Origin of the sequence: Scandinavium lactucae, assembly GCF_033843265.1 — a bacterium.
Taxonomy (GTDB): domain Bacteria; phylum Pseudomonadota; class Gammaproteobacteria; order Enterobacterales; family Enterobacteriaceae; genus Scandinavium; species Scandinavium lactucae.
The window spans coordinates 113,927-138,046 of the sequence record NZ_JAWXRD010000027.1; the positions used below are offsets into that span (position 1 = coordinate 113,927).

24 protein-coding genes are annotated in these 24,120 nt (G+C 54.6%); 9 read left to right on the top strand and 15 right to left on the bottom strand.

Translation table 11 applies throughout. The annotated features are described in order from the left end of the window. Window positions 1-5 precede the first annotated feature (5 nt). Window positions 6-950, bottom strand: coding sequence for a zinc ABC transporter substrate-binding protein ZnuA (gene znuA, locus SIK69_RS08555; protein ID WP_319785888.1), 945 nt, complete (start codon window positions 948-950; stop codon window positions 6-8). A gap of 77 nt (window positions 951-1,027) precedes the next feature. On the opposite strand from znuA, the gene znuC reads away from it, so the two are divergent. Together znuC and znuB are read left to right on the top strand one after the other, a co-directional pair. After that, window positions 1,028-1,783, top strand: a complete 756-nt coding sequence (gene znuC, locus SIK69_RS08560; RefSeq protein WP_319627846.1) for a zinc ABC transporter ATP-binding protein ZnuC — start codon at window positions 1,028-1,030, stop codon at window positions 1,781-1,783. Then, complete coding sequence (gene znuB, locus SIK69_RS08565) at window positions 1,780-2,565, top strand: zinc ABC transporter permease subunit ZnuB (RefSeq protein WP_319627845.1); 786 nt, start codon at window positions 1,780-1,782, stop codon at window positions 2,563-2,565. The genes znuC and znuB overlap by 4 nt, the downstream gene beginning before the upstream one ends. Window positions 2,566-2,595: 30 nt before the next feature. Here the strand turns inward: znuB and ruvB are convergent, their stop codons facing one another. Together ruvB and ruvA are read right to left on the bottom strand one after the other, a co-directional pair. After that, window positions 2,596-3,606: a Holliday junction branch migration DNA helicase RuvB gene (gene ruvB / locus SIK69_RS08570; RefSeq protein WP_319627844.1), complete on the bottom strand. Its 1,011-nt coding sequence runs from the start codon at window positions 3,604-3,606 to the stop codon at window positions 2,596-2,598. 8 nt (window positions 3,607-3,614) lie between these two features. Beyond that, a complete protein-coding gene (gene ruvA / locus SIK69_RS08575; protein ID WP_319627843.1) occupies window positions 3,615-4,226 on the bottom strand; it encodes a Holliday junction branch migration protein RuvA in 612 nt (203 codons plus the stop codon). A 213-nt stretch (window positions 4,227-4,439) separates the two neighbouring features. Here ruvA and SIK69_RS08580 point away from each other — a divergent pair, with 213 nt between their 5' ends. Further along, window positions 4,440-5,027 (top strand): YebB family permuted papain-like enzyme, encoded by a 588-nt coding sequence (locus SIK69_RS08580; RefSeq protein WP_319785889.1) that lies wholly within the window; start codon window positions 4,440-4,442, stop codon window positions 5,025-5,027. A 28-nt stretch (window positions 5,028-5,055) separates the two neighbouring features. Here the strand turns inward: SIK69_RS08580 and ruvC are convergent, their stop codons facing one another. The 4 genes from ruvC to aspS all read right to left on the bottom strand — a co-directional run bounded on the left by ruvC (window position 5,056) and on the right by aspS (window position 8,723). After that, window positions 5,056-5,577 carry a crossover junction endodeoxyribonuclease RuvC gene (gene ruvC / locus SIK69_RS08585; RefSeq protein WP_319627841.1) on the bottom strand — a complete coding sequence of 174 codons (522 nt, stop codon included), beginning with the start codon at window positions 5,575-5,577 and terminating at the stop codon, window positions 5,056-5,058. A gap of 34 nt (window positions 5,578-5,611) precedes the next feature. Continuing rightward, window positions 5,612-6,352: a YebC/PmpR family DNA-binding transcriptional regulator gene (locus tag SIK69_RS08590; RefSeq protein WP_319627840.1), complete on the bottom strand. Its 741-nt coding sequence runs from the start codon at window positions 6,350-6,352 to the stop codon at window positions 5,612-5,614. Between the two features lie 138 nt (window positions 6,353-6,490). Then, complete coding sequence (nudB, locus tag SIK69_RS08595) at window positions 6,491-6,934, bottom strand: dihydroneopterin triphosphate diphosphatase (RefSeq protein WP_319627839.1); 444 nt, start codon at window positions 6,932-6,934, stop codon at window positions 6,491-6,493. Between the two features lies 1 nt (window position 6,935). Then, window positions 6,936-8,723, bottom strand: a complete 1,788-nt coding sequence (aspS, locus tag SIK69_RS08600; RefSeq protein WP_319627838.1) for an aspartate--tRNA ligase — start codon at window positions 8,721-8,723, stop codon at window positions 6,936-6,938. Window positions 8,724-8,969: 246 nt separating this feature from the next. On the opposite strand from aspS, the gene SIK69_RS08605 reads away from it, so the two are divergent. From SIK69_RS08605 to cmoB, 5 genes are all read left to right on the top strand, one after another. Continuing rightward, on the top strand, window positions 8,970-9,536 hold the full coding sequence (locus tag SIK69_RS08605; RefSeq protein WP_319785890.1) for a hydrolase: 567 nt from the start codon (window positions 8,970-8,972) through the stop codon (window positions 9,534-9,536). After that, window positions 9,533-10,351, top strand: a complete 819-nt coding sequence (locus tag SIK69_RS08610) for a DUF72 domain-containing protein (RefSeq protein ID WP_319785891.1) — start codon at window positions 9,533-9,535, stop codon at window positions 10,349-10,351. The genes SIK69_RS08605 and SIK69_RS08610 overlap by 4 nt, the downstream gene beginning before the upstream one ends. A gap of 69 nt (window positions 10,352-10,420) precedes the next feature. Next, complete coding sequence (locus SIK69_RS08615) at window positions 10,421-10,816, top strand: MAPEG family protein (RefSeq protein ID WP_319627835.1); 396 nt, start codon at window positions 10,421-10,423, stop codon at window positions 10,814-10,816. A gap of 38 nt (window positions 10,817-10,854) precedes the next feature. After that, window positions 10,855-11,598, top strand: coding sequence for a carboxy-S-adenosyl-L-methionine synthase CmoA (gene cmoA, locus SIK69_RS08620; RefSeq protein ID WP_319627834.1), 744 nt, complete (start codon window positions 10,855-10,857; stop codon window positions 11,596-11,598). Continuing rightward, entirely contained in the window at window positions 11,595-12,569 is a 975-nt protein-coding gene (gene cmoB, locus SIK69_RS08625; RefSeq protein WP_319627833.1) for a tRNA 5-methoxyuridine(34)/uridine 5-oxyacetic acid(34) synthase CmoB, read from the top strand. Before cmoA ends, cmoB begins: the two co-directional genes overlap by 4 nt. 239 nt (window positions 12,570-12,808) lie before the next feature. On the opposite strand, the gene cutC is transcribed toward cmoB, so the two are convergent. Together cutC and SIK69_RS08635 are read right to left on the bottom strand one after the other, a co-directional pair. Continuing rightward, on the bottom strand, window positions 12,809-13,549 hold the full coding sequence (gene cutC / locus SIK69_RS08630; RefSeq protein ID WP_319627832.1) for a copper homeostasis protein CutC: 741 nt from the start codon (window positions 13,547-13,549) through the stop codon (window positions 12,809-12,811). Between the two features lie 66 nt (window positions 13,550-13,615). Further along, the gene (locus SIK69_RS08635; protein ID WP_319627939.1) at window positions 13,616-14,188 is read right to left on the bottom strand and encodes a VOC family protein; all 573 of its coding nucleotides are present in this window, start codon (window positions 14,186-14,188) and stop codon (window positions 13,616-13,618) included. Between the two features lie 191 nt (window positions 14,189-14,379). Here SIK69_RS08635 and argS point away from each other — a divergent pair, with 191 nt between their 5' ends. Next, window positions 14,380-16,113, top strand: a complete 1,734-nt coding sequence (gene argS / locus SIK69_RS08640; protein WP_319785892.1) for an arginine--tRNA ligase — start codon at window positions 14,380-14,382, stop codon at window positions 16,111-16,113. 47 nt (window positions 16,114-16,160) lie between these two features. Here the strand turns inward: argS and lpxA are convergent, their stop codons facing one another. The 6 genes from lpxA to flhB all read right to left on the bottom strand — a co-directional run bounded on the left by lpxA (window position 16,161) and on the right by flhB (window position 23,684). Beyond that, window positions 16,161-16,952, bottom strand: a complete 792-nt coding sequence (lpxA, locus tag SIK69_RS08645; protein WP_319627830.1) for an acyl-ACP--UDP-N-acetylglucosamine O-acyltransferase — start codon at window positions 16,950-16,952, stop codon at window positions 16,161-16,163. Between the two features lie 137 nt (window positions 16,953-17,089). Continuing rightward, on the bottom strand, window positions 17,090-18,229 hold the full coding sequence (bglB, locus tag SIK69_RS08650) for a beta-galactosidase BglB (RefSeq protein ID WP_319627829.1): 1,140 nt from the start codon (window positions 18,227-18,229) through the stop codon (window positions 17,090-17,092). 1 nt (window position 18,230) lies between these two features. Then, window positions 18,231-19,817 carry an MFS transporter gene (locus SIK69_RS08655; RefSeq protein WP_319785893.1) on the bottom strand — a complete coding sequence of 529 codons (1,587 nt, stop codon included), beginning with the start codon at window positions 19,815-19,817 and terminating at the stop codon, window positions 18,231-18,233. 249 nt (window positions 19,818-20,066) lie between these two features. Continuing rightward, window positions 20,067-20,459: a flagellar protein FlhE gene (flhE, locus tag SIK69_RS08660; RefSeq protein ID WP_319785894.1), complete on the bottom strand. Its 393-nt coding sequence runs from the start codon at window positions 20,457-20,459 to the stop codon at window positions 20,067-20,069. Continuing rightward, the gene (flhA, locus tag SIK69_RS08665) at window positions 20,459-22,537 is read right to left on the bottom strand and encodes a flagellar biosynthesis protein FlhA (RefSeq protein ID WP_319785895.1); all 2,079 of its coding nucleotides are present in this window, start codon (window positions 22,535-22,537) and stop codon (window positions 20,459-20,461) included. The genes flhE and flhA overlap by 1 nt, the downstream gene beginning before the upstream one ends. Next, window positions 22,530-23,684 carry a flagellar biosynthesis protein FlhB gene (gene flhB, locus SIK69_RS08670; protein WP_319627825.1) on the bottom strand — a complete coding sequence of 385 codons (1,155 nt, stop codon included), beginning with the start codon at window positions 23,682-23,684 and terminating at the stop codon, window positions 22,530-22,532. Before flhB ends, flhA begins: the two co-directional genes overlap by 8 nt. Between the last annotated feature and the right edge of the window lie 436 nt (window positions 23,685-24,120).

Sequence of the window (24,120 nt, forward strand, 5' to 3'; positions counted from 1 at the left end):
CCTCGTTAATCTCCTTTCAGGCAGCTCGAATATTGGTTCGCCAGTTGAGTCAGAAAAGCGGGATAACTCGCTTTGCCCAACGGGATATTGGTACCAAGCGGATCCAGCGTTCCCATTCGAACGGAGGTTCCGCGGGCTACCGCTTCCACCACTGCCGGCCTGAATTGTGGCTCAGCAAAAACGCAGGTCGCTTTTTGCTCAACCAACTGTGTTCTTATTTCATGTAAACGCTGCGCACCGGGTTGGATTTCAGGGTTGACGGTAAAATGCCCCAGCGAGGTCATTCCGTAGTGTTTTTCGAAGTAGCCATAAGCGTCATGAAAAACGAAATACCCTTTTCCTTTCAACGGTGCCAGCTCGGTACCCACCTGCTTATCGGTCGCGGCTAATTGTGCCTCGAAATCCTTCAGGTTGGCGTCTAGTTTGGCTCGACTTTGCGGCATAAGTTCCACTAATTTATCGTGGATTGCAACCGCCGACAGGCGCGCTATCTCTGGTGAAAGCCACAGATGCATGTTGTATTCCCCGTGATGGTGATCTGCATCACCTTTTTCGGCAGAACCGTGGTCATGATCGTGATGGTCATCATCATCGTCAGCGCCTTTCATGAGCAGCGGTTTCACTCCCGGCAGCGTCGAAAGCGTAACCTTTTTTGCTTCAGGGAATGCGGTAGCTGTCTTGTCCATAAATGCCTCCATTTCTGGACCAATCCATACCACTAAGTCGGCGTTTTGTAAGCGTTTTGCATCGCTTGGACGCAGCGAGTAATCATGTTCGGATGCGCCGTCAGGCAGTAAAACCTGGGTATCTGTGACACCGTCGGCAATAGCAGATGCGATAAATCCGAGAGGCTTGAGTGAGGCAACAACGGCGGCATTGACCTGGGTCGCAGCCGTGCCCCAAATAACGGTGGATAATGCAGCGAAAAGAAGCGTCTTTTTATGTAACATAATGCGTATTATCATCGTAATGAATGAAAGAAGTGTGATATTATAACATTCACTGACTTGTGCAACCTCAAATTGTGATGACGAATCTTGTAACGCTCGAAAATGTCTCCGTCGCCTTCGGTCAGCGCCGCGTGCTGTCTGATATCTCGCTGGCGCTTAAGCCCGGCAAAATTCTTACTCTTCTTGGGCCAAATGGTGCAGGAAAGTCGACGCTCGTCCGGGTGGTTCTTGGGCTGGTAGCACCGGATGCCGGGCTCATCAAGCGAGAGGGCAAATTGCGGATTGGCTACGTCCCGCAAAAATTACACCTCGACGCGACGCTCCCTTTAACGGTTAACCGCTTTATGCGCCTGCGCCCGGGAACCCGCAAAGACGATATCCTCCCGGCGCTGAAACGCGTACAGGCAGGCCATTTGATGGAAGCCCCGATGCAGAAACTCTCCGGCGGGGAAACACAGCGCGTATTGCTGGCCCGCGCCCTGCTCAACCGTCCGCAGCTGTTGGTGCTTGATGAGCCGACTCAAGGGGTGGATGTGAACGGTCAGGTCGCATTATATGATCTTATCGATCAGTTGCGCGCTGAACTCGACTGTGCGGTGCTGATGGTGTCCCACGATCTGCACCTGGTGATGGCTAAAACGGACGAAGTGCTGTGCCTGAATCATCACATCTGCTGCTCCGGCACGCCGGAAGTGGTGTCGATGCATCCAGAATTTATTTCGATGTTTGGCCCGCGCGGCGCGCAACAGCTGGGTATTTATCGCCATCAGCATAATCACCGTCACGACTTACAAGGACGCATTGTGTTGCGCCGAGGGAACGACCGCCCATGATTGAATTACTGTTTCCCGGCTGGCTGGCCGGTGTGATGCTGGCCTGCGCGGCCGGGCCGCTGGGCTCGTTCGTGGTCTGGCGTCGGATGTCTTATTTTGGCGATACCCTCGCCCATGCCTCGTTACTGGGCGTGGCGTTTGGCCTGCTGCTGAACGTGAATCCTTTTTATGCGGTGATTGCCATTACTTTGCTGCTGGCTGGCGGACTGGTCTGGCTGGAGCGTCGCCCACATCTGGCTATCGATACCCTACTCGGCATTATGGCCCACAGCGCATTATCGCTGGGCCTGGTGGTGGTTAGCCTGATGTCCAACGTGCGCGTGGATTTGATGGCCTATCTGTTCGGCGACCTGTTAGCCGTCACCCCGCAGGATCTCATCTCCATTGCGTTGGGCGTGATGGTAGTGGTGGCGATTTTGCTGTGGCAGTGGCGTAATTTGCTGTCGATGACCATCAGTCCTGATTTGGCGTTCGTTGATGGCGTGAAGCTGCAACGGGTCAAGCTGTTGCTGATGCTGGTTACCGCGTTAACCATTGGTGTGGCAATGAAATTTGTCGGGGCGCTGATTATCACCTCGCTGCTGATCATTCCAGCGGCAACCGCCCGTCGCTTTGCGCGGACGCCAGAACAGATGGCGGGAATTGCCGTCGGCGTGGGAATGATTGCCGTCACCGGTGGCCTGACGTTCTCGGCTTTCTACGATACGCCCGCCGGGCCGTCAGTGGTGCTGTGCGCCGCCGCGATGTTTATTCTGAGCATGAGTAAAAAAACCGCCCAGTGAGGCGGTTTTTTCATGCGTTACATCTGCGGTTCAGGGCATTTCGGGCGGGGTGATTCCGAAGTGATTCCAGGCACGTACCGTCGCCATGCGGCCACGCGGCGTGCGCTGTAAAAAACCCTGTTGGATGAGGAACGGTTCCAGCACATCTTCAATGGTTTCGCGCTCTTCACCAATGGCCGCCGCGAGATTATCGAGCCCCACCGGGCCGCCGAAGAATTTATCGATTACCGCCAGCAATAGCTTACGGTCCATATAATCGAAACCTTCCGCGTCCACGTTCAGCATATCCAGCGCCTGCGCAGCGATATCGCCGGAAATGGTGCCGTCGTGTCGCACTTCGGAAAAGTCACGCACGCGACGTAGCAGACGGTTGGCGATACGCGGAGTACCACGCGCGCGACGCGCAACTTCCAGCGCCCCTTCGTCACTCATTTCCAGCCCCATGAAACGCGCACTGCGCCCGACGATATACTGCAGATCGGGCACCTGATAGAACTCCAGACGCTGTACGATGCCAAAACGATCACGCAGCGGCGAGGTCAGCGAGCCCGCACGGGTAGTGGCTCCAATCAGGGTGAACGGCGGCAGGTCGATTTTGATCGACCGCGCGGCCGGCCCTTCTCCAATCATGATATCCAGCTGATAGTCTTCCATCGCCGGATACAGAACCTCTTCCACAACCGGCGAGAGGCGGTGAATTTCATCGATGAACAGCACGTCATGCGGTTCAAGGTTGGTCAGCATTGCGGCCAGATCGCCCGCTTTTTCCAGCACCGGACCTGACGTGGTACGCAGGTTGACCCCCATTTCATTGGCGACAATGTTTGCGAGAGTGGTTTTGCCGAGTCCCGGAGGGCCAAAAATCAGCAGATGATCGAGCGCTTCGCCGCGCAGCTTCGCCGCCTGGATAAAGATTTCCATCTGCGAGCGTACCTGCGGCTGGCCGATATACTCTTCAAGCAGCTTGGGGCGAATAGCGCGGTCAACAACATCTTCCGGTACGACGCTGCCTGCAGAGACCAGGCGGTCAGCTTCAATCATCCGTTACCTCACATCGCGGCGCGAAGCGCATCGCGGATTAGCGTTTCACTGCTGGCATTCGGGGTGGCGATTTTGCTCACCATCCGGCTGGCTTCCTGTGGTTTATAGCCCAGTGCCACCAGCGCGGCAACCGCTTCCTGCTCGGCATCGTCAGTGGCCTGGCTTGCCGGGGAGGTCAGAACCAGATCGGACGCCGGAGTAAACAGGTCGCCATGCAGGCCTTTAAAGCGGTCTTTCATTTCAACAATTAAGCGCTCAGCGGTTTTCTTACCCACGCCTGGCAGCTTGACCAAAGAGCCAATTTCTTCGCGTTCAACGGCATTCACAAACTGCTGTGCCGACATGCCGGAGAGGATAGCCAGAGCCAGTTTCGGACCGACGCCATTCACTTTAATCAACTCACGAAACAGTGTGCGTTCTTGTTTATTGTTAAAGCCATACAGCAGTTGCGCATCTTCACGTACCACAAACTGCGTAAACACGATGGCCTCTTTGCCCTGTTCGGGCAGTTCATAGAAACAGGTCATTGGCATATGCACCTCATAGCCAACGCCACCCACCTCGAGTAGTACCAGTGGGGGTTGTTTTTCCAGAATGATGCCTCTGAGTCTACCGATCACGTGACGCTCCTGCGTTGGGGACAAAGTTCGAATGCTATATCATAAAAAAAGACTGGATAAATATCCAGCGAGATTTCTGCTGGCGTGAGGAAATCGCGCGACAAGGGGCAATTTAACGCTTTTCCACAATTCTGTGGTTGCTACTTTCGCTTAAAAAAATAATATACCCAATAATGACTTTTCATCTTTATCATTATTTAAAGGAATATAATAATGCCTAAACATTACCCAGAAAAATATGAGGTTGGTGATGTCGTATTTACCTGTATTGGCACGACTCTTTTCGGACAAATTTCTGCCGCCTCAAATTGCTGGAGCAATCATGTTGGAATAATTATAGGACATGATGGTGATGATTATGTCGTTGCCGAAAGCCGTGTTCCCCTTTCAACAACCACCTCTCTGAGCCGCTTCATCAAGCGTTCTGCCTGTCAGCGGTATTGCATCAAACGGTTGGCAGAAGGATTATCCCCCACCCAGAAAGATGCATTGTTGGACCAGGTCCCCACAAGATTACGCAAAATTTATCATACCGGATTTGATTATGAATCTTCGAAGCAATTTTGTTCGAAATTTGTTTTTGATATTTATAAAGAGGCGTTATCGGTAAATATTGGCAACGTCGAAACATTCAGCGAATTGTTAAATAGCAATCCTGATGCGAAATTAAATTTCTGGAAATTTTGGTTTTTAGGTGCCATTCCATGGGAACGGAAAACGGTGACACCCGCCAGTCTGTGGCACCATCGTTCGCTATCAATGGTTTATGCGAGCCATCCACAAGAGATGAATCAACCGTAAACGACGTTTGCGGTTGATTTGATAGGATTTAACGTAATCTTCCGCGGGCGAGATTAAGACGAGAGTCGCTCATCTGCATTGCGTTTTGGCTCACGTGGCAATGCGTGATGGCAATCGCCAGCGCATCGGCGGCATCGGCTTGGGGGTTAGCGGGCAGTTTCAGCAAGGTTCGCACCATATGCTGCACCTGCGCTTTTTCCGCACTGCCAATTCCGACCACGGTTTGCTTCACCTGACGTGCCGCATACTCAAACACCGGCAAATCCTGATTTACAGCCGCCACTATCGCCGCCCCGCGCGCTTGTCCGAGCTTAAGCGCGGAGTCAGCGTTTTTGGCCATAAACACCTGTTCGATGGCAAAAAAATCAGGCTGAAACTGGGTGATAATTTCCGATACGCCTGCGTATATCAGCTTCAGGCGCGACGGCAGGTCTTCTACTTTGGTGCGGATGCATCCACTGCCAAGATAGGTTAACTGCCGTCCGACCTGGCGAATGACGCCGTAACCAGTGACGCGCGAGCCCGGGTCAATACCGAGAATGATGGACATCACGCGCCTCCGGTGGTGGTGTTAAGCTGCCCCATTAGAGCGTAGCTGCAACCTCATCAGAGATCTCACCGTTGTGATAGACTTCCTGCACGTCATCGCAGTCTTCGAGCATGTCGATAAGACGCAGCAGTTTCGGTGCTGTTTCTGCATCCATGTCGGCTTTGGTCGAAGGGATCATCGACACTTCCGCGTTGTCCGCTTTCAGACCCGCAGCTTCCAGTGCATCGCGCACTGCGCCCATTTCTTCCCACGCGGTATACACGTCAATCGCGCCATCATCATAGGTCACGACGTCTTCTGCTCCGGCTTCCAGTGCCGCTTCCATTACCGCATCTTCATCGCCCGCTTCGAAGGAAATCACGCCTTTTTTGCTGAACAGATACGCAACGGAACCGTCGGTGCCGAGGTTGCCGCCGGTTTTGGTGAAGGCATGACGCACTTCTGCCACGGTACGGTTACGGTTGTCAGACAGACATTCCACCATTACCGCGGTGCCGCCAGGGCCGTAACCTTCATAAATGATGGTTTCCATGTTCGCGTCTTCGTCACCACCAACGCCACGCGCAATGGCGCGGTTCAGGGTGTCACGCGTCATGTTGTTGGACAACGCTTTGTCGATAGCCGCACGCAGACGCGGGTTAGATGCGGCATCGCCGCCACCCAGACGGGCTGCCGTCACCAGCTCGCGGATGATTTTGGTAAAGATTTTACCGCGCTTGGCATCCTGTGCCGCTTTGCGGTGTTTGGTGTTGGCCCACTTGCTATGACCTGCCATAAATAATTCTCCACTTCCCGTCGCCTTTACGCCCTTAGGCGTGTTGGTTGCGCCCGCTCACACCCATCACTTACTCACGTAAATTCAGGGTGATTCCCGGACTTGCCGCCGTCCTGAGAACGTAAATTCTTGGGAAAACTAATTAAGGTTAATTACAAATTCTTCAATCGCTTGCCGGTTACTCCACGACTTGGTGAGCGCGGCCGCCTCAGCGGCAGCAACCCAACGCCAGGCGAGATGTTCACTTATCTCAATCTGACGTTCATGGGGCAGCGCAAGACAGAACCACGATTCGGTATTGCGCTCGATACCCGGAGCATAGCGATGACGTAAATGCGTAAAGATTTCAAACTCTACCGTGCGCTGACAGTCAATTAAGGCCAACGGCTCTGAGGCAACGTCAATGGCGACCTCTTCCTTTACTTCACGCGCGGCAGCTTGCAACGCAGTTTCACCCTCTTCCAGACTGCCGGTGACCGACTGCCAGAAATCAGGGTCATCGCGCCGCTGCAACATCAGCACCCGCTTCGTGTCCTGCGCGTAAATCACTATCAGAACGGAAACGGGACGCTTGAAGGGCATATTACTTGTTCTCCGCAGACTCTTTTGGCTCTTTAGCCACAACCTGAATACCCAGCTCGCCGAGAGACGCCGGATTAGCGAAGCTTGGGGCTTCGGTCATCAGGCACGCCGCAGCGGTGGTTTTCGGGAAGGCGATAACGTCACGGATGTTATCGGTGCCGGTCAGCAGCATGGTCAAACGGTCCAGACCAAATGCCAGGCCAGCGTGCGGCGGCGTGCCATATTTCAGGGCATCGAGCAGGAAGCCGAATTTCTCGCGCTGTTCCTGTTCGTTGATGCCCAGAATGCCGAATACGGTCTGCTGCATCTCACCGCTGTGAATACGCACGGAACCGCCGCCGACTTCATAGCCGTTAATAACCATGTCGTAGGCATTCGCCACAGCCTCTTCCGGGGCGGCTTTCAGCTCGCTGGCAGACATATCTTTCGGCGAGGTGAACGGATGGTGCATTGCGGTCAGACCGCCTTCACCGTCATCTTCAAACATTGGGAAGTCGACCACCCACAGCGGTGCCCATTTGGCTTCGTCGGTCAGACTCAGGTCTTTACCCAATTTCAGACGCAGCGCGCCCATTGCGTCAGCGACCACTTTCTTGTTATCAGCGCCGAAGAAAATCATGTCGCCGTCTTGCGCACCGGTACGGGCGAGGATGGCTTCTACGATATCAGCGTTGAGGAATTTCGCGACCGGGCTGGTGATACCCTCCAGGCCTTTCGCGCGTTCGGTGACTTTGATGTAAGCCAGACCTTTCGCGCCATAAATTTTGATGAAATTACCGTAGTCGTCGATTTGCTTACGGCTCAGGGCAGCACCGCCCGGAACGCGCAGCGCGGCAACGCGGCCTTTGGCATCGTTAGCCGGGCCTGCAAACACCGCAAACTCAACGCCTTTCACCAGGTCCGCTACGTCGACCAATTCCATCGGGTTACGCAGATCTGGCTTATCGGAACCATAACGACGTTCAGCTTCGGCGAAGGTCATGATTGGGAAGTCGCCCAGATCCACACCTTTAATTTCCAGCCACAGCTGACGTACCAGCGCTTCCATCACTTCACGCACCTGAGGCGCAGTCATGAAGGAGGTTTCTACGTCGATCTGGGTAAATTCTGGCTGACGGTCAGCACGCAGGTCTTCGTCGCGGAAGCATTTAACAATCTGATAGTAGCGATCGAAACCGGACATCATCAGCAACTGTTTGAACAGCTGAGGAGACTGTGGCAGTGCGTAGAACTTACCTTTATGCACACGGCTCGGGACCAGGTAGTCACGCGCGCCTTCCGGCGTGGCTTTGGTCAGCATCGGGGTTTCGATATCGAGGAAACCGTGGTCATCCATAAAACGACGCACGAAGCTGGTAATTTTGGCGCGAGTTTTCAGGCGGTTCGCCATTTCCGGGCGACGCAGGTCAAGATAGCGGTACTTCAGCCGCGCTTCTTCGGTGTTGACGTGGTTGGAATCAAGCGGCAGGGATTCTGAACGGTTGATGATAACCAGGTCGGATGCCAACACTTCGATTTCGCCGGTCGGCATGTCGCTGTTGACGTTTTTGGCGTCACGCGCACGCACGGTGCCGGTAATTTGAATGCAAAACTCGTTGCGCAGTTCGGAAGCCAGCTTTAAGGCCTCTGCACGATCCGGATCGAAAAAGACCTGCACGATGCCTTCGCGGTCACGCATATCAATGAAGATAAGGCTGCCGAGGTCACGGCGGCGGTTGACCCAACCACACAGAGTCACCTGCTGCCCAACGTGGGACTGACGCAGCTGCCCGCAATATTCTGTACGCATGAGAGTTCCCTTAAACTTAGCCGCAGGCACACTTGTCGCAGCTTTAGCTGAATGTCACAACTGGATGAAAAAAGGGGGCTATTATACTGGAAATTCTGCCGTACGATAAGCCCGTCGCGCACCAGGCGCACGTTTGCTGTACGCTTGTTGCGGGGACTCACAAAAATTAACAAAATTTGTGACGCGCGCCCACCCTGACTCAGCGTATTGTTAGCCACCTAATTATGTGATTTAACGGGGATAAATATGTTGGAATTAAACGCACACAAAACGGCACTGGTGGTTATCGACTTGCAGGAAGGCATTCTGCCCTTCGCGGGCGGGCCGCACGCTGCCGCTGACGTCGTGGCCAAAGCGGCGAAGCTGGCTGCCAAATGTCGCGAGCAAGGTTCACCCGTTGTCATGGTTCGCGTTGGCTGGTCTGCCGATGGTGGCGATGCCGTTAACACCCTGGTCGATGCCCAGATGCCTGCACACCAACTGCCAGAAAACTGGATGACCTATCCACCTGCGCTGGGCAAAAAAGAGACCGACATTGAAGTCACCAAACGCCAGTGGGGCGCGTTTTACGGCACCGAGCTGGAATTGCAGCTGCGCCGTCGCGGGATTGATACCATCATTCTGTGTGGCATCTCTACCAATATTGGCGTGGAGTCTACCGCCCGTAATGCCTGGGAACTGGGTTTCAATCTGGTTATCGCCGAAGATGCGTGCAGCGCCGCCAACGCCGAACAGCACCAGGGCAGCATGACCAACATATTCCCCCGCATTGCCCGCATTCGTAGCACCGAGGAGATCCTCGCGGCAATATGATCTATGTTGGTTTACCCCAGTGGTCGCACCCTAAATGGGTGCGCCTTGGCATAACAAGTCTTGAAGACTATGCCCGCCACTTCAACTGTGTGGAAGGCAATACCACGCTCTATGCGCTTCCCAGAGCCGAAATCGTGCAGCGATGGCAGGCACAAACCAGCGATGAATTTCGTTTCTGCTTCAAATTTCCGGCCACCATCAGCCATCAGGCGGCGCTTCGTCACTGCGATGACTTGACGGCAGAATTCTTCGAACGCATGGATCCGCTGGCCCCGCGTATTGGCCAATACTGGCTGCAATTGCCCGCGACGTTTTCCCCCGCGGACCTGCCTGCTCTGTGGCATTTTCTCGACCATCTGCCGGATGGCTTTTCCTATGGGGTCGAAGTCCGTCACCCTCTCTTTTTTGCCAAAGGCGAAGAGGAAAAACAGCTGAACCGCGGGCTGTATGAACGCGGTGTGAATCGCGTGATTCTGGACAGCCGTCCGGTGCACAGCGCCATTCCTCATAGCGAAGCGATAATCGATGCACAGCGCAAAAAGCCCAAAGTTCCGGTGCATGCGGTGGTGACCGCCAGCCAGCCGATGGTGCGGTTTATCGGTAGCGATAATATGACACAAAATCGCGAATTGTTTACCGTGTGGCTCAAAGCATTGCCGCAATGGGTGCAGACCACCACCCCGTATCTTTTCCTGCATACGCCCGATATCGCCCAGGCTCCTGAACTGGTTGATGCCTTATGGCATGACCTGCATGCGGCAATTCCGGACATCGGCCCTCCCCCCGCCATCCCGCAGCAAACTTCTCTATTTTGAGTTATCCTTCCTCGCATAGTGAGTGCTATTAGCGGGTCGATACTCTGCATAATTCAAAATGGAGTTTGTATGGTTAGCGCGCTGTATGTCGTGCTGGGTGCATTATTGTTAATTAAGTTTTCTTTCGATGTGGTTCGCCTGCGAATGCAGTACCGCGTGGCCTATGGCGACGGCGGATTCAACGAACTTCAAAGCGCCATCCGTATTCACGGCAATGCGGTGGAGTACATCCCCATCGGTTTGCTACTGCTGCTGTTTATGGAGATGAACGGGGCGCAAACATGGATGGTTCATCTGTGCGGTCTGATGTTGATTGCCGGACGCCTGATGCACTACTACGGTTTTCACCATCGCCTGTTTAGCTGGCGTCGCTCGGCGATGAGCGCCACCTGGTGTTCATTGGTGCTAATGGTGCTGGCTAACCTCTGGTATCTGCCCTGGGAGTTGGTTTTCTCCCTGCGTTAGCGCACAATACGCCGTTTTTTATTTTCTGGAATCACGTTATGCCCCATCGCGACACGCTTTTTTCTGCTCCGATCGCAAGCCTGGGCGACTGGACCTTTGATGAACGGGTAGCAGAAGTATTCCCCGACATGATCCAGCGTTCAGTGCCTGGTTACTCCAATATCATTTCGATGATTGGCATGCTGGCGGAGCGCTTTGTACAGCCCAACACTCAGGTGTATGACCTCGGGTGTTCGCTAGGCGCAGCTACCCTTTCCATTCGCCGTAATATCGTGCAGGAAGGCTGTAAAATCATCGGGGTGGACAACTCCCCGGCGATGGTTGAGCGCTGCCGTCGTCATATCGACGCTTACAAAGCCCCGACGCCGGTAGAAATCATCGAAGGTGATATTCGCGATATTCACATCGAGAATGCCTCAATGGTGGTGCTCAACTTCACGATGCAGTTTATCGAGCCGCCGGAACGTCAGGCGCTGCTGGAGAAAATTCATCAAGGGTTGAACCCGGGCGGCGCGTTGGTGCTGTCAGAAAAATTCAGCTTCGAAGATAACAAAGTCGGCGAACTGTTGTTCAACATGCATCATGACTTTAAGCGCGCCAACGGCTACAGCGAGCTGGAGATCAGCCAGAAGCGCAGCATGCTGGAAAACGTAATGCTTACCGATTCGGTCGAAACCCATAAAGCGCGTCTGCACGCCGCCGGTTTTGCGCATAGCGAACTGTGGTTCCAGTGTTTCAACTTCGGCTCACTGGTCGCCCTGAAAGCCGGGGTAGACGAATGATCGAGTTTGGCAATTTTTATCAGTTGATTGCGAAAGATCCGCTGCTCTCCCGCTGGCTGGAAACGCTGCCAGCGCAAATTGGTGCCTGGCAGCGTGAAGCCCTGCACGGTCAGTTTAAACAGTGGTCACGCGCGGTCGAATTCATGCCGGAGTTACAGCCGTGGAAGCTTGATCTGCTGCACAGCGTCACCGCTGAGAGTGAAGAGCCGCTGGGCGAAGGCCCGACGACCCGCATCGACAAGCTGTTGCGTAACCTGATGCCGTGGCGCAAAGGGCCGTTTTCGCTGTATGGCGTAAACATCGACACCGAGTGGCGCTCTGACTGGAAATGGGATCGTGTCCTGCCGCATCTGTCCGATTTGACCGGCCGTACCATTCTCGACGTCGGCTGCGGCAGTGGTTATCACATGTGGCGCATGATTGGTGCGGGCGCGAAGCTGGCGGTCGGCATCGATCCAACACAGCTGTTCCTGTGCCAGTTTGAAGCGGTACGCAAACTGCTCGGCAACGATCAGCGCGCGCATCTGCTACCGCTCGGCATCGAACAAATGCCGGTGCTCAACGCGTTCGATACCGTGTTTTCGATGGGCGTGCTCTACCATCGCCGTTCACCGCTGGAGCACCTCTGGCAGCTAAAAGATCAGTTGGTCAGCGAAGGCGAATTAGTGCTGGAAACATTGGTCGTAGAAGGTGATGAGAACACGGTTCTGGTGCCTGGCGATCGCTACGCGCAAATGCGTAATGTCTACTTTATCCCGTCCGCTCCTGCCCTTAAGCAGTGGCTGGAAAAATGCGGGTTCGTTGACGTGCGCATTGTCGATATGAACCTGACCAGCACCGAAGAACAGCGCCGCACCGAGTGGATGACCACCGAATCGCTGGCCGAGTTTCTCGACCCGAACGACAGCAGCAAAACCATCGAAGGCTACCCTGCCCCGCTGCGTGCCGTGCTGATTGCGAAAAAGCCGTAGAGCGCTCTTTCAGGTTCAGCGGAGCCAAGCCGTCGGCGTCGAAGTCAGTTTGTTCCCGGCAAGCGCGCAGGTCCCGGAGCGTACACTTAGTACGTGAGGAGACCGAGCACTTCCCGGGGACAAAATGGCGAGTAAGCCAGGCTGAAGGAAGGATAAAAAAGAGGCCCCTGTTTAAAAGGCAGGGGCCTGGTACAAATACGCATCACATTGGGCGATATGATGCACGGTAAAAATCACTATTAACTGTAACGGTTAACGATCGCCTTCATCTCCGCTACCGATGCGCCATTCACAGCGTATCGTGAGTATTCATCTGCCGTCGGGTCAGTGGACATCGACAGGCCCGGGTTTCGGTATTGCATTACCGATGGCACCCATTGTCCGGCGGAGCTGTGAAGCTCTTTTATCCCCGCATCGAGAAACAACGCCAGGTTGTTTGCCCGCACGCCTGCTCCGGCCATAATGATTGGAACATCGCGGCGGCTAATTAGTTCCCGAAGAAGTGAAAGTCCTTTTTCTGCCGTTTGCTGCTGGCCGGAGGTAAGAATGCGCGCCACGCCAAGTTCAGCAAGGTTATCAAACGCCTGAAGGGGATCGGCGCACATATCAAATGCCCGATGGAAAGTCACTGCCAGCGAACCGGCCGCTGCCATAATCTGCCGCATCCGCGGCATATCGACTTTACCGTTCGCGTCGAGGATACCGATGACCAGCCCCGGAAAGCCCAGATCGCGTACGGTGTAAACATCGTCCAGCATCGCCGCAAACTCACCGTCGGTGTAGCAAAAATCCCCACCACGCGGGCGAATAATCGGATGCACCGGAATACTCACCTGCTGACGAGCGGATTTCAGCACGCCAATGGAAGGTGTTAAGCCGCCTTCCAGCGGCGCGGCACACAGTTCGATTCGGTCGGCACCGTTTTGCTGCGCTTCTCGCGCACATTCCATGCTGTAACAGCACACTTCCAGCAAAGCCATTACTTTCTCCTTATCATTCGGGTGCAACATGATGACACAGTCGTAAAAATCGATTCCCGGGCAAGCTCACATTGTTGTGTCATCCGCTTCACTCGCCACAATTTCCTCAAGGGTCCAGGGATGGAATTTGATGGTCACTTTGCCATCCGTAACCGCCAGGGTCGGGTTTGGCAATCGTTCGCGCTCGCCCTTCGGCGAACTGGTTTTGACAAAAATACCTGGCTGGCTCAAGCCGTCATCGGATAACAGTGCCAGCGCGCGGGCACTCAGCGTCTCCGTCTCGCCCGGCAGCACAATTTCGATATGTTCCCAGCCCTCGTGCGGGTAGCGTTTTTCACCCGGCCACGGTAACTCCACCACGCTAAACTGCCAGTGTGCGACGCACACCGGTTCGTGCAGTTTGAACAGGCAAATCGGCCGCCCGTTGATGATGTTCTCGGAGAGCAATTCACCGCACTGTTCAAAGCCCTGCCGCCAGCGCTCTGCGGTGGCATTCTGATGGCAGCGCAGTGAAATATGGTCAGCGTCGAGAGGGGCGATGTCCAGACCCAGGCGGTCAGCCAGTTCAGTTAACGCCTGCGTGAAACGCGGCAAGTCCGCTACGATATCCTGTAATGCTTGGTTGGTTTTCCAGTTCACTTTTTCGCCCTCGGCCCGGTTTTTGCTGGCCGTTAATTTACCCTGTTGGCACGCCGCAACCAACTGCTGATTAACGCGCCGTTGCAGGGCTGACGGCCCGTCGCAAATGCAGTATACTGGCTGGCTTAATTTGTTCTCATTTTCGGCGTTGCCCTGGCAACCGCGCAGCGCCATTAACGTAAGGTATTCCGGTGAATATTCAGGCTCTTCTCTCAGAAAAAGTCAGTCAGGCACTGATTGCGGCAGGCGCACCTGCCGATTGCGAACCACAGGTTCGTCAGTCAGCAAAAGTACAGTTTGGTGACTATCAGGCCAACGGCGTGATGGCAGTTGCGAAAAAACTGGGCATAGCGCCGCGACAACTTGCAGAGCAGGTACTGTCTCATCTGAGCCTCGACGGCATCGCGAATAAAGTCGAAATCGCCGGTCCTGGCTTTATCAACATCTTCCTCGACCCGGCGTTTCTGGCGCAGGGTGTGAACGATGCACTGAAATCTGACCGTCTCGGCGTGGCGCAGCCTGAAACGCAGACCGTGGTTGTCGACTACTCCGCGCCAAACGTGGCGAAAGAGATGCACGTCGGCCACCTGCGCTCCACCATTATCGGTGATGCCGCAGTGCGTACCCTGGAGTTTCTCGGTCATAAGGTTATCCGGGCCAACCACGTCGGCGACTGGGGTACCCAGTTCGGGATGCTGATTGCCTATCTGGAAAAACAGCAGCAGGAAAACGCGGGTGAAATGGCGCTGGCTGACCTCGAAGGCTTCTATCGCCAGGCGAAGCAGCATTACGACTCAGACGAAGCCTTCGCCGAGCGCGCACGCAGCTATGTGGTCAAACTGCAGGGCGGCGACGCGTACTTCCTCGAGATGTGGCGCAAGCTGGTCGACATCACCATGGCGCAGAACCAGATAACCTACAACCGCCTGAACGTGACCCTGACTCGCGACGACGTGATGGGTGAGAGCCTGTATAACCCGATGCTGCCGGGCATCGTGGCAGACCTGAAAGCCAAAGGTCTGGCGACTGAGAGCGAAGGCGCGACCGTGGTATTCCTTGATGAGTACAAAAACAAGGAAGGTGACCCGATGGGCGTCATCATCCAGAAAAAGGATGGCGGCTATCTCTACACCACTACCGATATCGCCTGCGCGAAATACCGGTACGAAACCCTCCATGCTGACCGCGTGCTGTATTACATCGATTCCCGTCAGCATCAGCACCTGATGCAGGCGTGGACCATCGTGCGCAAAGCGGGATATGTGCCAGATTCCGTACCGTTGGAGCATCACATGTTTGGCATGATGCTGGGTAAAGACGGCAAGCCGTTTAAAACCCGCGCCGGTGGCACCGTTAAACTGGCCGATCTGCTGGACGAAGCGCTGGAACGCGCCCGTCGCCTGGTGGCGGAAAAGAACCCGGATATGCCTGCGGACGAGCTGGAAAAACTGGCCAATACCGTCGGTATTGGTGCGGTGAAATACGCGGACCTCTCCAAAAACCGCACCACTGATTACGTCTTCGACTGGGACAACATGCTGGCGTTCGAAGGCAACACTGCGCCGTATATGCAGTATGCGTACACCCGCGTGCTGTCCGTGTTCCGTAAAGCCGACCTCGACGAGAACGCTATCGTTAATGCCCCGGTGGTGATTAACGAAGATCGTGAAGCCCAGTTGGCGGCGCGTCTGCTGCAGTTTGAAGAAACCCTGAACGTGGTCGCTCGGGAAGGAACGCCACATGTGATGTGCGCTTACCTGTATGACCTCGCAGGCCTGTTCTCAGGCTTCTACGAGCACTGCCCTATCCTTACCGCTGACAGCGAAGAGATTCGTAACAGCCGCCTGAAACTGGCGTTGCTGACCTCGAAAACACTGAAGCTGGGTCTGGATACGCTGGGTATTGAAACCGTAGAGCGGATGTAATCGCAAACGGCTCGTCACGCCCGGTGGCGAGCCTTGCTTCACTCGTATTAGCGAACAATTCCCCGCCGCGAACGCGAAAAGAATCGCGCATAAAGCGCCGCCACAGGTAAATCACTTCCCCGCATTTGCAACGCGCTTTTGACGTCGTCAATGGCCAGCGCCTGATGGTATAAACGCTGATACAGTTCATGAATAAGATTCTGCTGCGCTGCATCTAGCGCCAGAAACACACTCGACTCAACATTAACGCCCCTCGGTTTCGCATGATTGCCTCCTGCTATTACGAAGGGCGGAACATCCTGAACCACTCCGGCCTGATCGAGGATCCGGGCACCACTGCCTAACACGCAGAACTGATGAATGGCACACATAAAGCCCACCTGCGCATCGTCATTAAGTTCAACGTGCCCAGCCAGGCCGCTGTTATCGCCAATCCTCGTCCTGTTACCCACCACGCAGTCGTGACCAATATGCACGCTATTGAAGAAGCGATTATCATCGCCAACGATCGTCGAACTGAGTCCCTGCACCGTACCGCGATGAAGGGTGGCATTTTTACCAATTTGATTACGGTCGCCAATCACCAGCGTGGTGGGTTCGTTGGCGTATTTCAGATCCTGATTTACGTCACCAATGGAAGCATACTGACCAAAGATATTGTCGCGGCCTATGGTCGTTAGGCCGGTAATCACCGAACAGGCCCCGACCTGGGTTCCTTCACCGATCACAACACCTGCGGTAATAACACAAAACGGGCCGATGCTGACGAACGCACCAATAACAGCCCCGGACTCCACCACACTGCTGGCAGCGATGCGGGACGTGGGCGAAATGGACAAGGGATTTTCCTGGTGGGGGGCAAGCGAGAGTGCGGAGCATAATCAATTGGACAACATATTACTTCTTATTTTTAGAGCTCCTCCACGAAATCAGGCCTGTCTGATGCGACAGGCCCTTCGACTCATCAATAATCGACTCACAGATAAATACGCAGATACTCTCCAAGGCACAAAATCGCCATCGCCTGACCATACGGCATTGAGGTCAGCGGGATCTGGCGGTAGAACTCCAGATTGCTGCCCATCCCGGTGCCGAATGAGGTTTGCAGCAGCTCGCCATCCGGCGAGATATTAGCCACAATACCGCGAATCGCTTTTTCCGCCACTTCAGCGTAGTCCGCTGACACATAGCGTTTGCGTACCGCCTTGAGAATGCCATAGGCAAACCCGGCGGTGGCCGAGGCTTCAAGATAAGAGTGCGGATCGTCGAGCAACGTATGCCACAGGCCGCTGTCATCCTGACATTTCGCCAGCGCGGCGATCTGCGCATTCAGCACCTGCACCAGATAGCGACGCACGGCGTTGTTTTCAGGCAAATCCACCAGCTCGAGGAAATCAGGGATAACGATGGTCAACCAGCTGTTACCGCGCGCCCAGCGTGCATTAGCAAAGTTATGATTGCCTTCATAATTCCAGCCGTGGAACCACAGCCCGGTCTGGCGGTCCATCAAGTTTTGCACGTGCAGCAGGAACTGATATACCGCTTCCTCAACGTATTCAGGTCGATTGAGCAACTTACCAATTTTAGCCAACGGCAGCACGGTCATCATCAGCGTGTCATCCCACATTTGCTGATGATTTTCCTCCGCCAGAGTGATGTGCTGCATCCCGCCATGTTCCGTGCGCGGCATGTCATGCATCGCCCATTCCGCCCAGCTTTCCAGCCACGGCAGATATTGCGGATTTCTCGTCTCTTCGTAGCGGTACGCAAGGGTCAGGAACGGGGCCATCGTATTAACGTTTTTGGTGGTTGCCCCTTCGGCAAAGCGATCGGCAAACCAACTGTCGATGATGTCGCGCATCTGCGCATCGCCGGTTTGCTGAAAATACTGATGAATGCCGTACAGCCCCACACCGTGCGTCCACTCCCAGCCCGCCCATCCTTTGGTGTCAATCACGCGCCCGTCGTCGAGACGCAGCAGAAACTGACCACTTTCATCCTTGATATTGACCATATTGTGCGTCACTTTCTGGATCAGCGCCTTCAGTTCGTCCCGGGCGATGAAGCGTTCAGGTTGACACAGTAATGGGCTATGTTTGACAGGCCAGACTTTCATTTCACAAACCTCCGTTATACGTCGAATTCAGTGGTGCATCCTGCTTCAGCGACGGTGCCGCTGGCTTATTGCGATTCAGATAACCGATATTGTTGTTACCCCACAGCGTCTCAAATGGCATACCGGCTAGCATTTCAACGGTGGCTTTCGCCTCTGGAGTGGTAGCTTCGGCAAACGCATGTCCTGAGGCGCGCATTTTGGCGGTCTCTTCCCGCAGGATGCTGTGAGTCTGCAAATTGAGCTTGAAGCGCAGCGACACCAGGAATCCACAGGCCAGAACCATAATGGTACCCACGCTGAGAATAAGCAGAATGGTATGACTCACACCTTCAGGCTGCACTTTCTGTCCGGAGACAAAACCGGACATCTGCATGATTATCCCGACCAGCATCACCGCACCTGCCTGAGAGGCTTTACGGGTCAGCGTCATGATCCCGGCGAAAATCCCTTCCCGGCGCTGACCGGTGATCACTTCATCTACATCGGCAATATAGGTATACGTATTCCACGGCACGTAGTTGATACCGCCACGCCCAAGCCCTGCCACCGCAGAAAGCAGCAACATCAGGCTCCAGATGTCGCTTAAGCCCGCGTAGTACAGGACGGCATAGGAAATCGAACTCAGGCCGAACAGCACCACCACAATTCGGTACGACGGCGCAGGTCCGAAGCGAATGCAAAGCGGCATCATTGCAATAACCGCAATGAACTGGAAGATAGCCATGGTGCCCATCAGGTTGGAGGCGAAAGAGGCTTCCTGCATCAGCACGAACACCACGTAATAGGTGAACACCGCGTTGAATACGTCCTGAGCAATGTAGCCACCAAGGTACATGCCCAAATGCTGGCGGAAAATCTTGATCCGCAGAGTCGAACTCAGCTCGATAATCAGGCGATTAAGACTCTGGCCCAGCGAAAGCTGTTTCTTTTCTTCTTCCGCACGCAGCGCCGCTTCACTCCAGTTTTCACGCGGACGTTCCCAAGTGAAGAACCAGACGAACGTCAGCATCAGCGCACAGAGGACCGAGAACACCAGGCTTGCGTAGAAGAATGAGACCGCGTTGTCTTTGCCAAAATGAGTCAGCAGTACGCCAGGCAGGAATGACGCCAGAATCGCCGACATCTGCGCCATCGCGATACGCGCCCCAGAGAATTTGGTTTTCTGTTTGAAATCGTCGGTCATTTCCGGCACCAACGTTTCGTACGGCACCAGAATCATGGTGTAGACGATATCAAACAGCAGATAGGTCAACAGGTAATACCAGAATCCCATATCCCCTACCCACATGAAGGAGTAGCTGAACACGCAGGGGATCCCAAGCATGATGAAGAACTTACGTCGACCAAAGCTTTTGCCAAGCCAGGTCGACCCGAAGTTATCCGTCAGGAAGCCCATTAACGGGCTGACAACAGCATCAGCCACCCTCGCCGCAGCGAAGATAAAGGTGGCCTCAATAGGCGAAAGTCCACAGAAGGTCGTATAAAAGTACAAAAGCCATGCGGCGGTCAGCGCGGTGGTACCTGCGCCAAGAAAATCTCCCGAGCCGTAGGCAAGATAATTTGCTAAGCCGATTTTACGTGTTTTCATGTTCCGTAAATCCCGTGTTTTATCAGGAAAAACCTGCCTCAGTAGTGCTGAGGATGTCCTTACACGGCTACAGTAGAGCGATGCCAACGGTTAAACCTTTTCGTTTTTGCCAGTTGCGTTGTCAGAATGGCAAAAATGCAAAGACTCAGAGTACGTGCTTCACTGATTTATAAAACAACGTTTTGATTGATTCAAAAGATGAGGTCAAAATTGCGACCCTGCCAGCAGAAAACCAACAGGGGAAGGGTTTTAGCGGTAGTTGACGATAACCTGATTACTCTGCACGTTGAGCGCCGGAATCAGACGCCCGCCACCCGGCACTTCCCAGACAAAACGCAACGGCTCTGAGGCGGGGGTATTCTGTAATCCCCACGTATTACCGCTCTGTCCATCCAGTTCCACACAGCGGGTTTGCGAGCACAGGCGTACCCTTAGCCCGGCAGGCGTCGGGCCAATCAGCGTGTAACGCCAGGCAATCATCGTCACCAACCCGCTAGCCGGTTGAGACGACACCAGCGGCGGAGACGACATCGATTCCCCCCGATGACTGAGCATCACACCCCGACTGCTGGCCTGCCAGGCTCCCTCCCCTGCCGCATGAACGCACAGCGGCAACCATATCAGGAGTAAAAGATGGCGCATTACTTGCCTCCAATCGTGGCGGTCATCCGAATCTGGCGATTGTCGGACAGCTCAAGATTCGACAGCACGACCAGCTGCGGCAGATTACGGCGCAGGAAGCGTGACAGCAGCGGGCGCAGCGCATGATTCACCAGCAGCACCGGTGGTGCACCAAGCATTTCCTGACGTGACAACGCCTCCTGAGTTTGTGCCAGCAGTCGGTCGGCAAGACCCGGCTCCAGTCCGCCGCCGTTCTGCAGCGCCTGAAGCAACAAACGTTCCAGAGGAGTATCCAGACCAATCACCTGCACTTCACCGTTGCCCGGGAACCATTGCTGCGTGATCGCCCGGCCCAGCGCCACACGCACCACGTTGGTGAGCTCATGCGGATCGGCCTGTACCGGGGCATGTTCCGCCAGGGTTTCCAGAATGGTGCGCATATCGCGGATAGGCACTTTTTCATCCAGCAGATTTTGCAGCACTTTGTGCAGCGTGGTCAGATTCACCACCCCCGGAACCAGATCCTCGGTCAGTTTCGGCATCTCTTGAGTCACGCGGTCAAGCAGTTGCTGTGCCTCCTGACGACCAAACAGCTCCGCAGAATGCAGGCTGATCAGATGGTTAAGATGCGTGGCGACCACGGTACTCGCTTCAACCACGGTAAAACCCTGAATTTGGGCCTGCTCTTTCAGGGCACTTTCAATCCAGATAGCGGCCAGGCCAAACGCCGGATCGACCGTTGGCTCACCCGGCAGCGTCCCCGCTGCGGTACCAGGGTTTATCGCCAGCCAGCGCCCCGGGTAGGCATCTCCGCTGCCGATATCAACGCCTTTAAGCAGGATACGATAGCGGGCGGGCGGTAAATCCATATTGTCGCGAATGTGAACCACCGGCGGCAGGAAACCCATTTCCTGGGCAAATTTCTTCCGGATGGAACGGATGCGGCCCAACAGCTCGCCATCCTGTTGGGAATCCACCATCGGGATCAGCCGATAGCCAACCTCCATACCCAGCGTATCTTCGAGCTGAACGTCGTTCCAGGTGGCTTCAATGGCCTGCGGATTTTCCTGGGGGCGCACCGGCGCGGCTTCCGCTGGGGCCTGTTGCTCACGACCCCGCAGCCACCAGGCCAGGCTCAGCAATGCGGCGGTAAAGAGCAGGAATACGAAGTTCGGCATGCCCGGCACCAGGCCCAGCAGGCCTAGCACCGCAGCGCTGAGCATCATCACCCGAGGGTTGCTGAACAGCTGGCCGACCATCTGCTCGCCAACGTCCTGATCGGTGGCGACACGGGTCACGATCACGCCCGCTGCGGTTGAAATTACCAGGGCCGGGATCTGTGCCACCAGGCCATCACCGATGGTCAGAAGCGTGTAGGATTCGGCAGCTTTATCGAGCGACAACCCATGCTGCAATACGCCCACCAGCAGACCGCCAATGACGTTAATCACCATGATCAGAATACCGGCCACGGCATCACCGCGAACGAACTTACTCGCACCGTCCATTGAGCCGTAGAAATCAGCTTCCTGAGTGACCTCCGAGCGGCGGCGTTTGGCATCTTCTTCACCAATCAACCCGGCGTTGAGGTCAGCGTCGATCGCCATCTGTTTGCCAGGCATCCCGTCGAGGACAAAACGCGCCCCCACTTCAGCGATACGTCCGGCACCTTTGGTGATAACCATGAAGTTGATGATAACGAGGATGATGAACACCACGATACCGATGGCAAAATTGCCGCCCACCAGAAAGTGACCAAAGGCCTCAACCACTTTCCCCGCCGCCGCGCCGCCGGTGTGCCCTTCCATTAAAATGATACGGGTTGATGCCACGTTCAGCGCCAGACGCAGCAGCGTCGTGAACAGCAGAATGGTCGGGAAAGCAGCAAATTCAAGGGTACGCTGGGTGAACATTGCCACCAGCAATACCATGATCGACAGCGCGATATTAAAGGTAAACAGCAGATCGAGGACGAAGGCCGGCAAGGGCAAGACCATCATCGACAGAATAAGCAGGATAAGCACCGGCCCGGCAAGCACCTGCCACTGGGTCGATTTAAAGTTTACAGGTAGACGCAGCATTGCGACTAAATTAGCCATCGGTGTCATTCTCGTTCAAAAAATCCAGTGCTTCAGGCACCGGCAAATTATCAGGTTTCTTCGGGGGCGTGCCCCCCGCCAGTCGCCAGCGTTTAAGCTGCCAGACCCAGGCCAATACTTCAGCCACGGCCGCATACAGCGTACCGGGGATCTGTTGCCCAATTTCAGCGTGACGATACAGCGCACGCGCCAAAGGGGGGGCCTGCAAAACCGGGATACGGTTTTCTTCACCCAGTTCACGAATACGCAGCGCCACAAGCCCTGCGCCCTTCGCTACCACCTTTGGCGCACTCATTTTGTTTTCTTCATACTTTAACGCGACCGCGTAATGCGTTGGGTTAGTCACAATGACATCGGCTTTCGGCACATCGGCCATCATTCGACGGCGCGCGGCGGCACGTTGCATCTGACGAATACGCCCTTTCACGTGCGGATCGCCTTCGCTTTGCTTGAATTCATCGCGAATATCCTGGCGCGACATGCGTAATTTTTTGATGTGGCTGTAAATCTGGAAGAAGACGTCGAAACCGACCATCGGGATGACGCCCAGCGCGACCAGTAAAGCACACAGCCCGACCAGATTGAGGGCGTTGCCCATTGCGGTCAGCGGTGACTCGCTGATCAGGCGCATCATGTCCGGCCAGTGTACCCAGACAAATATCCCGGCCACGCAGCCGACCAGTACTGATTTGAGGACCGCCTTCAACAGTTCCGCCGCCGACTGCGCGGAGAACATACGCCCAATCCCCGGTAACGGGTTGAGCTTGTCGAACTTAAAGGCCAGCGATTTCGGGCTGAACACCAACCCACCCAGCATCACCGGGCCAAGAATCGCCACTGCCACCACCCCGACAATTAGCGGCATCAACGCCAGCATGGCCTGTTTGATGAGCAGGATGATTTGCCCGAGGATAAGATTTGGATCGTTGACAATACTGTGGTCGAAATGCAGCCCGGACGACAGTAAACTCGCCAGCCGACGCGCCAGCGATTCGCCGCCAAACCACAGCACACACACGCCAACCAGTAAAATCAGGAAGGAGGTCAGCTCGCGCGATCGCGGAATTTGCCCCTCTTCTCGCGCCTTTTCAAGCCGTTGGGGTGTGGGGGCTTCTGTTTTGTCGTCGTTATCGCTTTCGTCTGCCACGTTGCCTGCCCGGGTACGGTGAGTGCTGCCATCATGCCAGAGCCCCCGTCAACCAATGGCTGGAAAAGCCGCTCGATTCACTGCTTTTTAGGCGGTTTGCCTTTGTTCAAGGCTCTTAAAACAGAATGTCTTTTTCCGGACTTTTTAACCTTGATAATGGAGAGGATAATATCTGTCGCGAAGCAATAATTTTACACTTAATATATTTTGGACGTGTTTTTCATTTACAACTAATTTAACTCATCCACTTCAACCTGGAAAAATGACGCTCATCCATTCATAAAACATATTAATTGAGTGAAATTAATAACACATTCAACATGCAGCAATGTTTAATTAAGTTTATTTAATGATGTTGTTTAGTGTGCAAAACAATATTTGCCGCTCTATAATGACGCCGCTTTCATTTATACATTTTATGAATCTTTCGTACAAA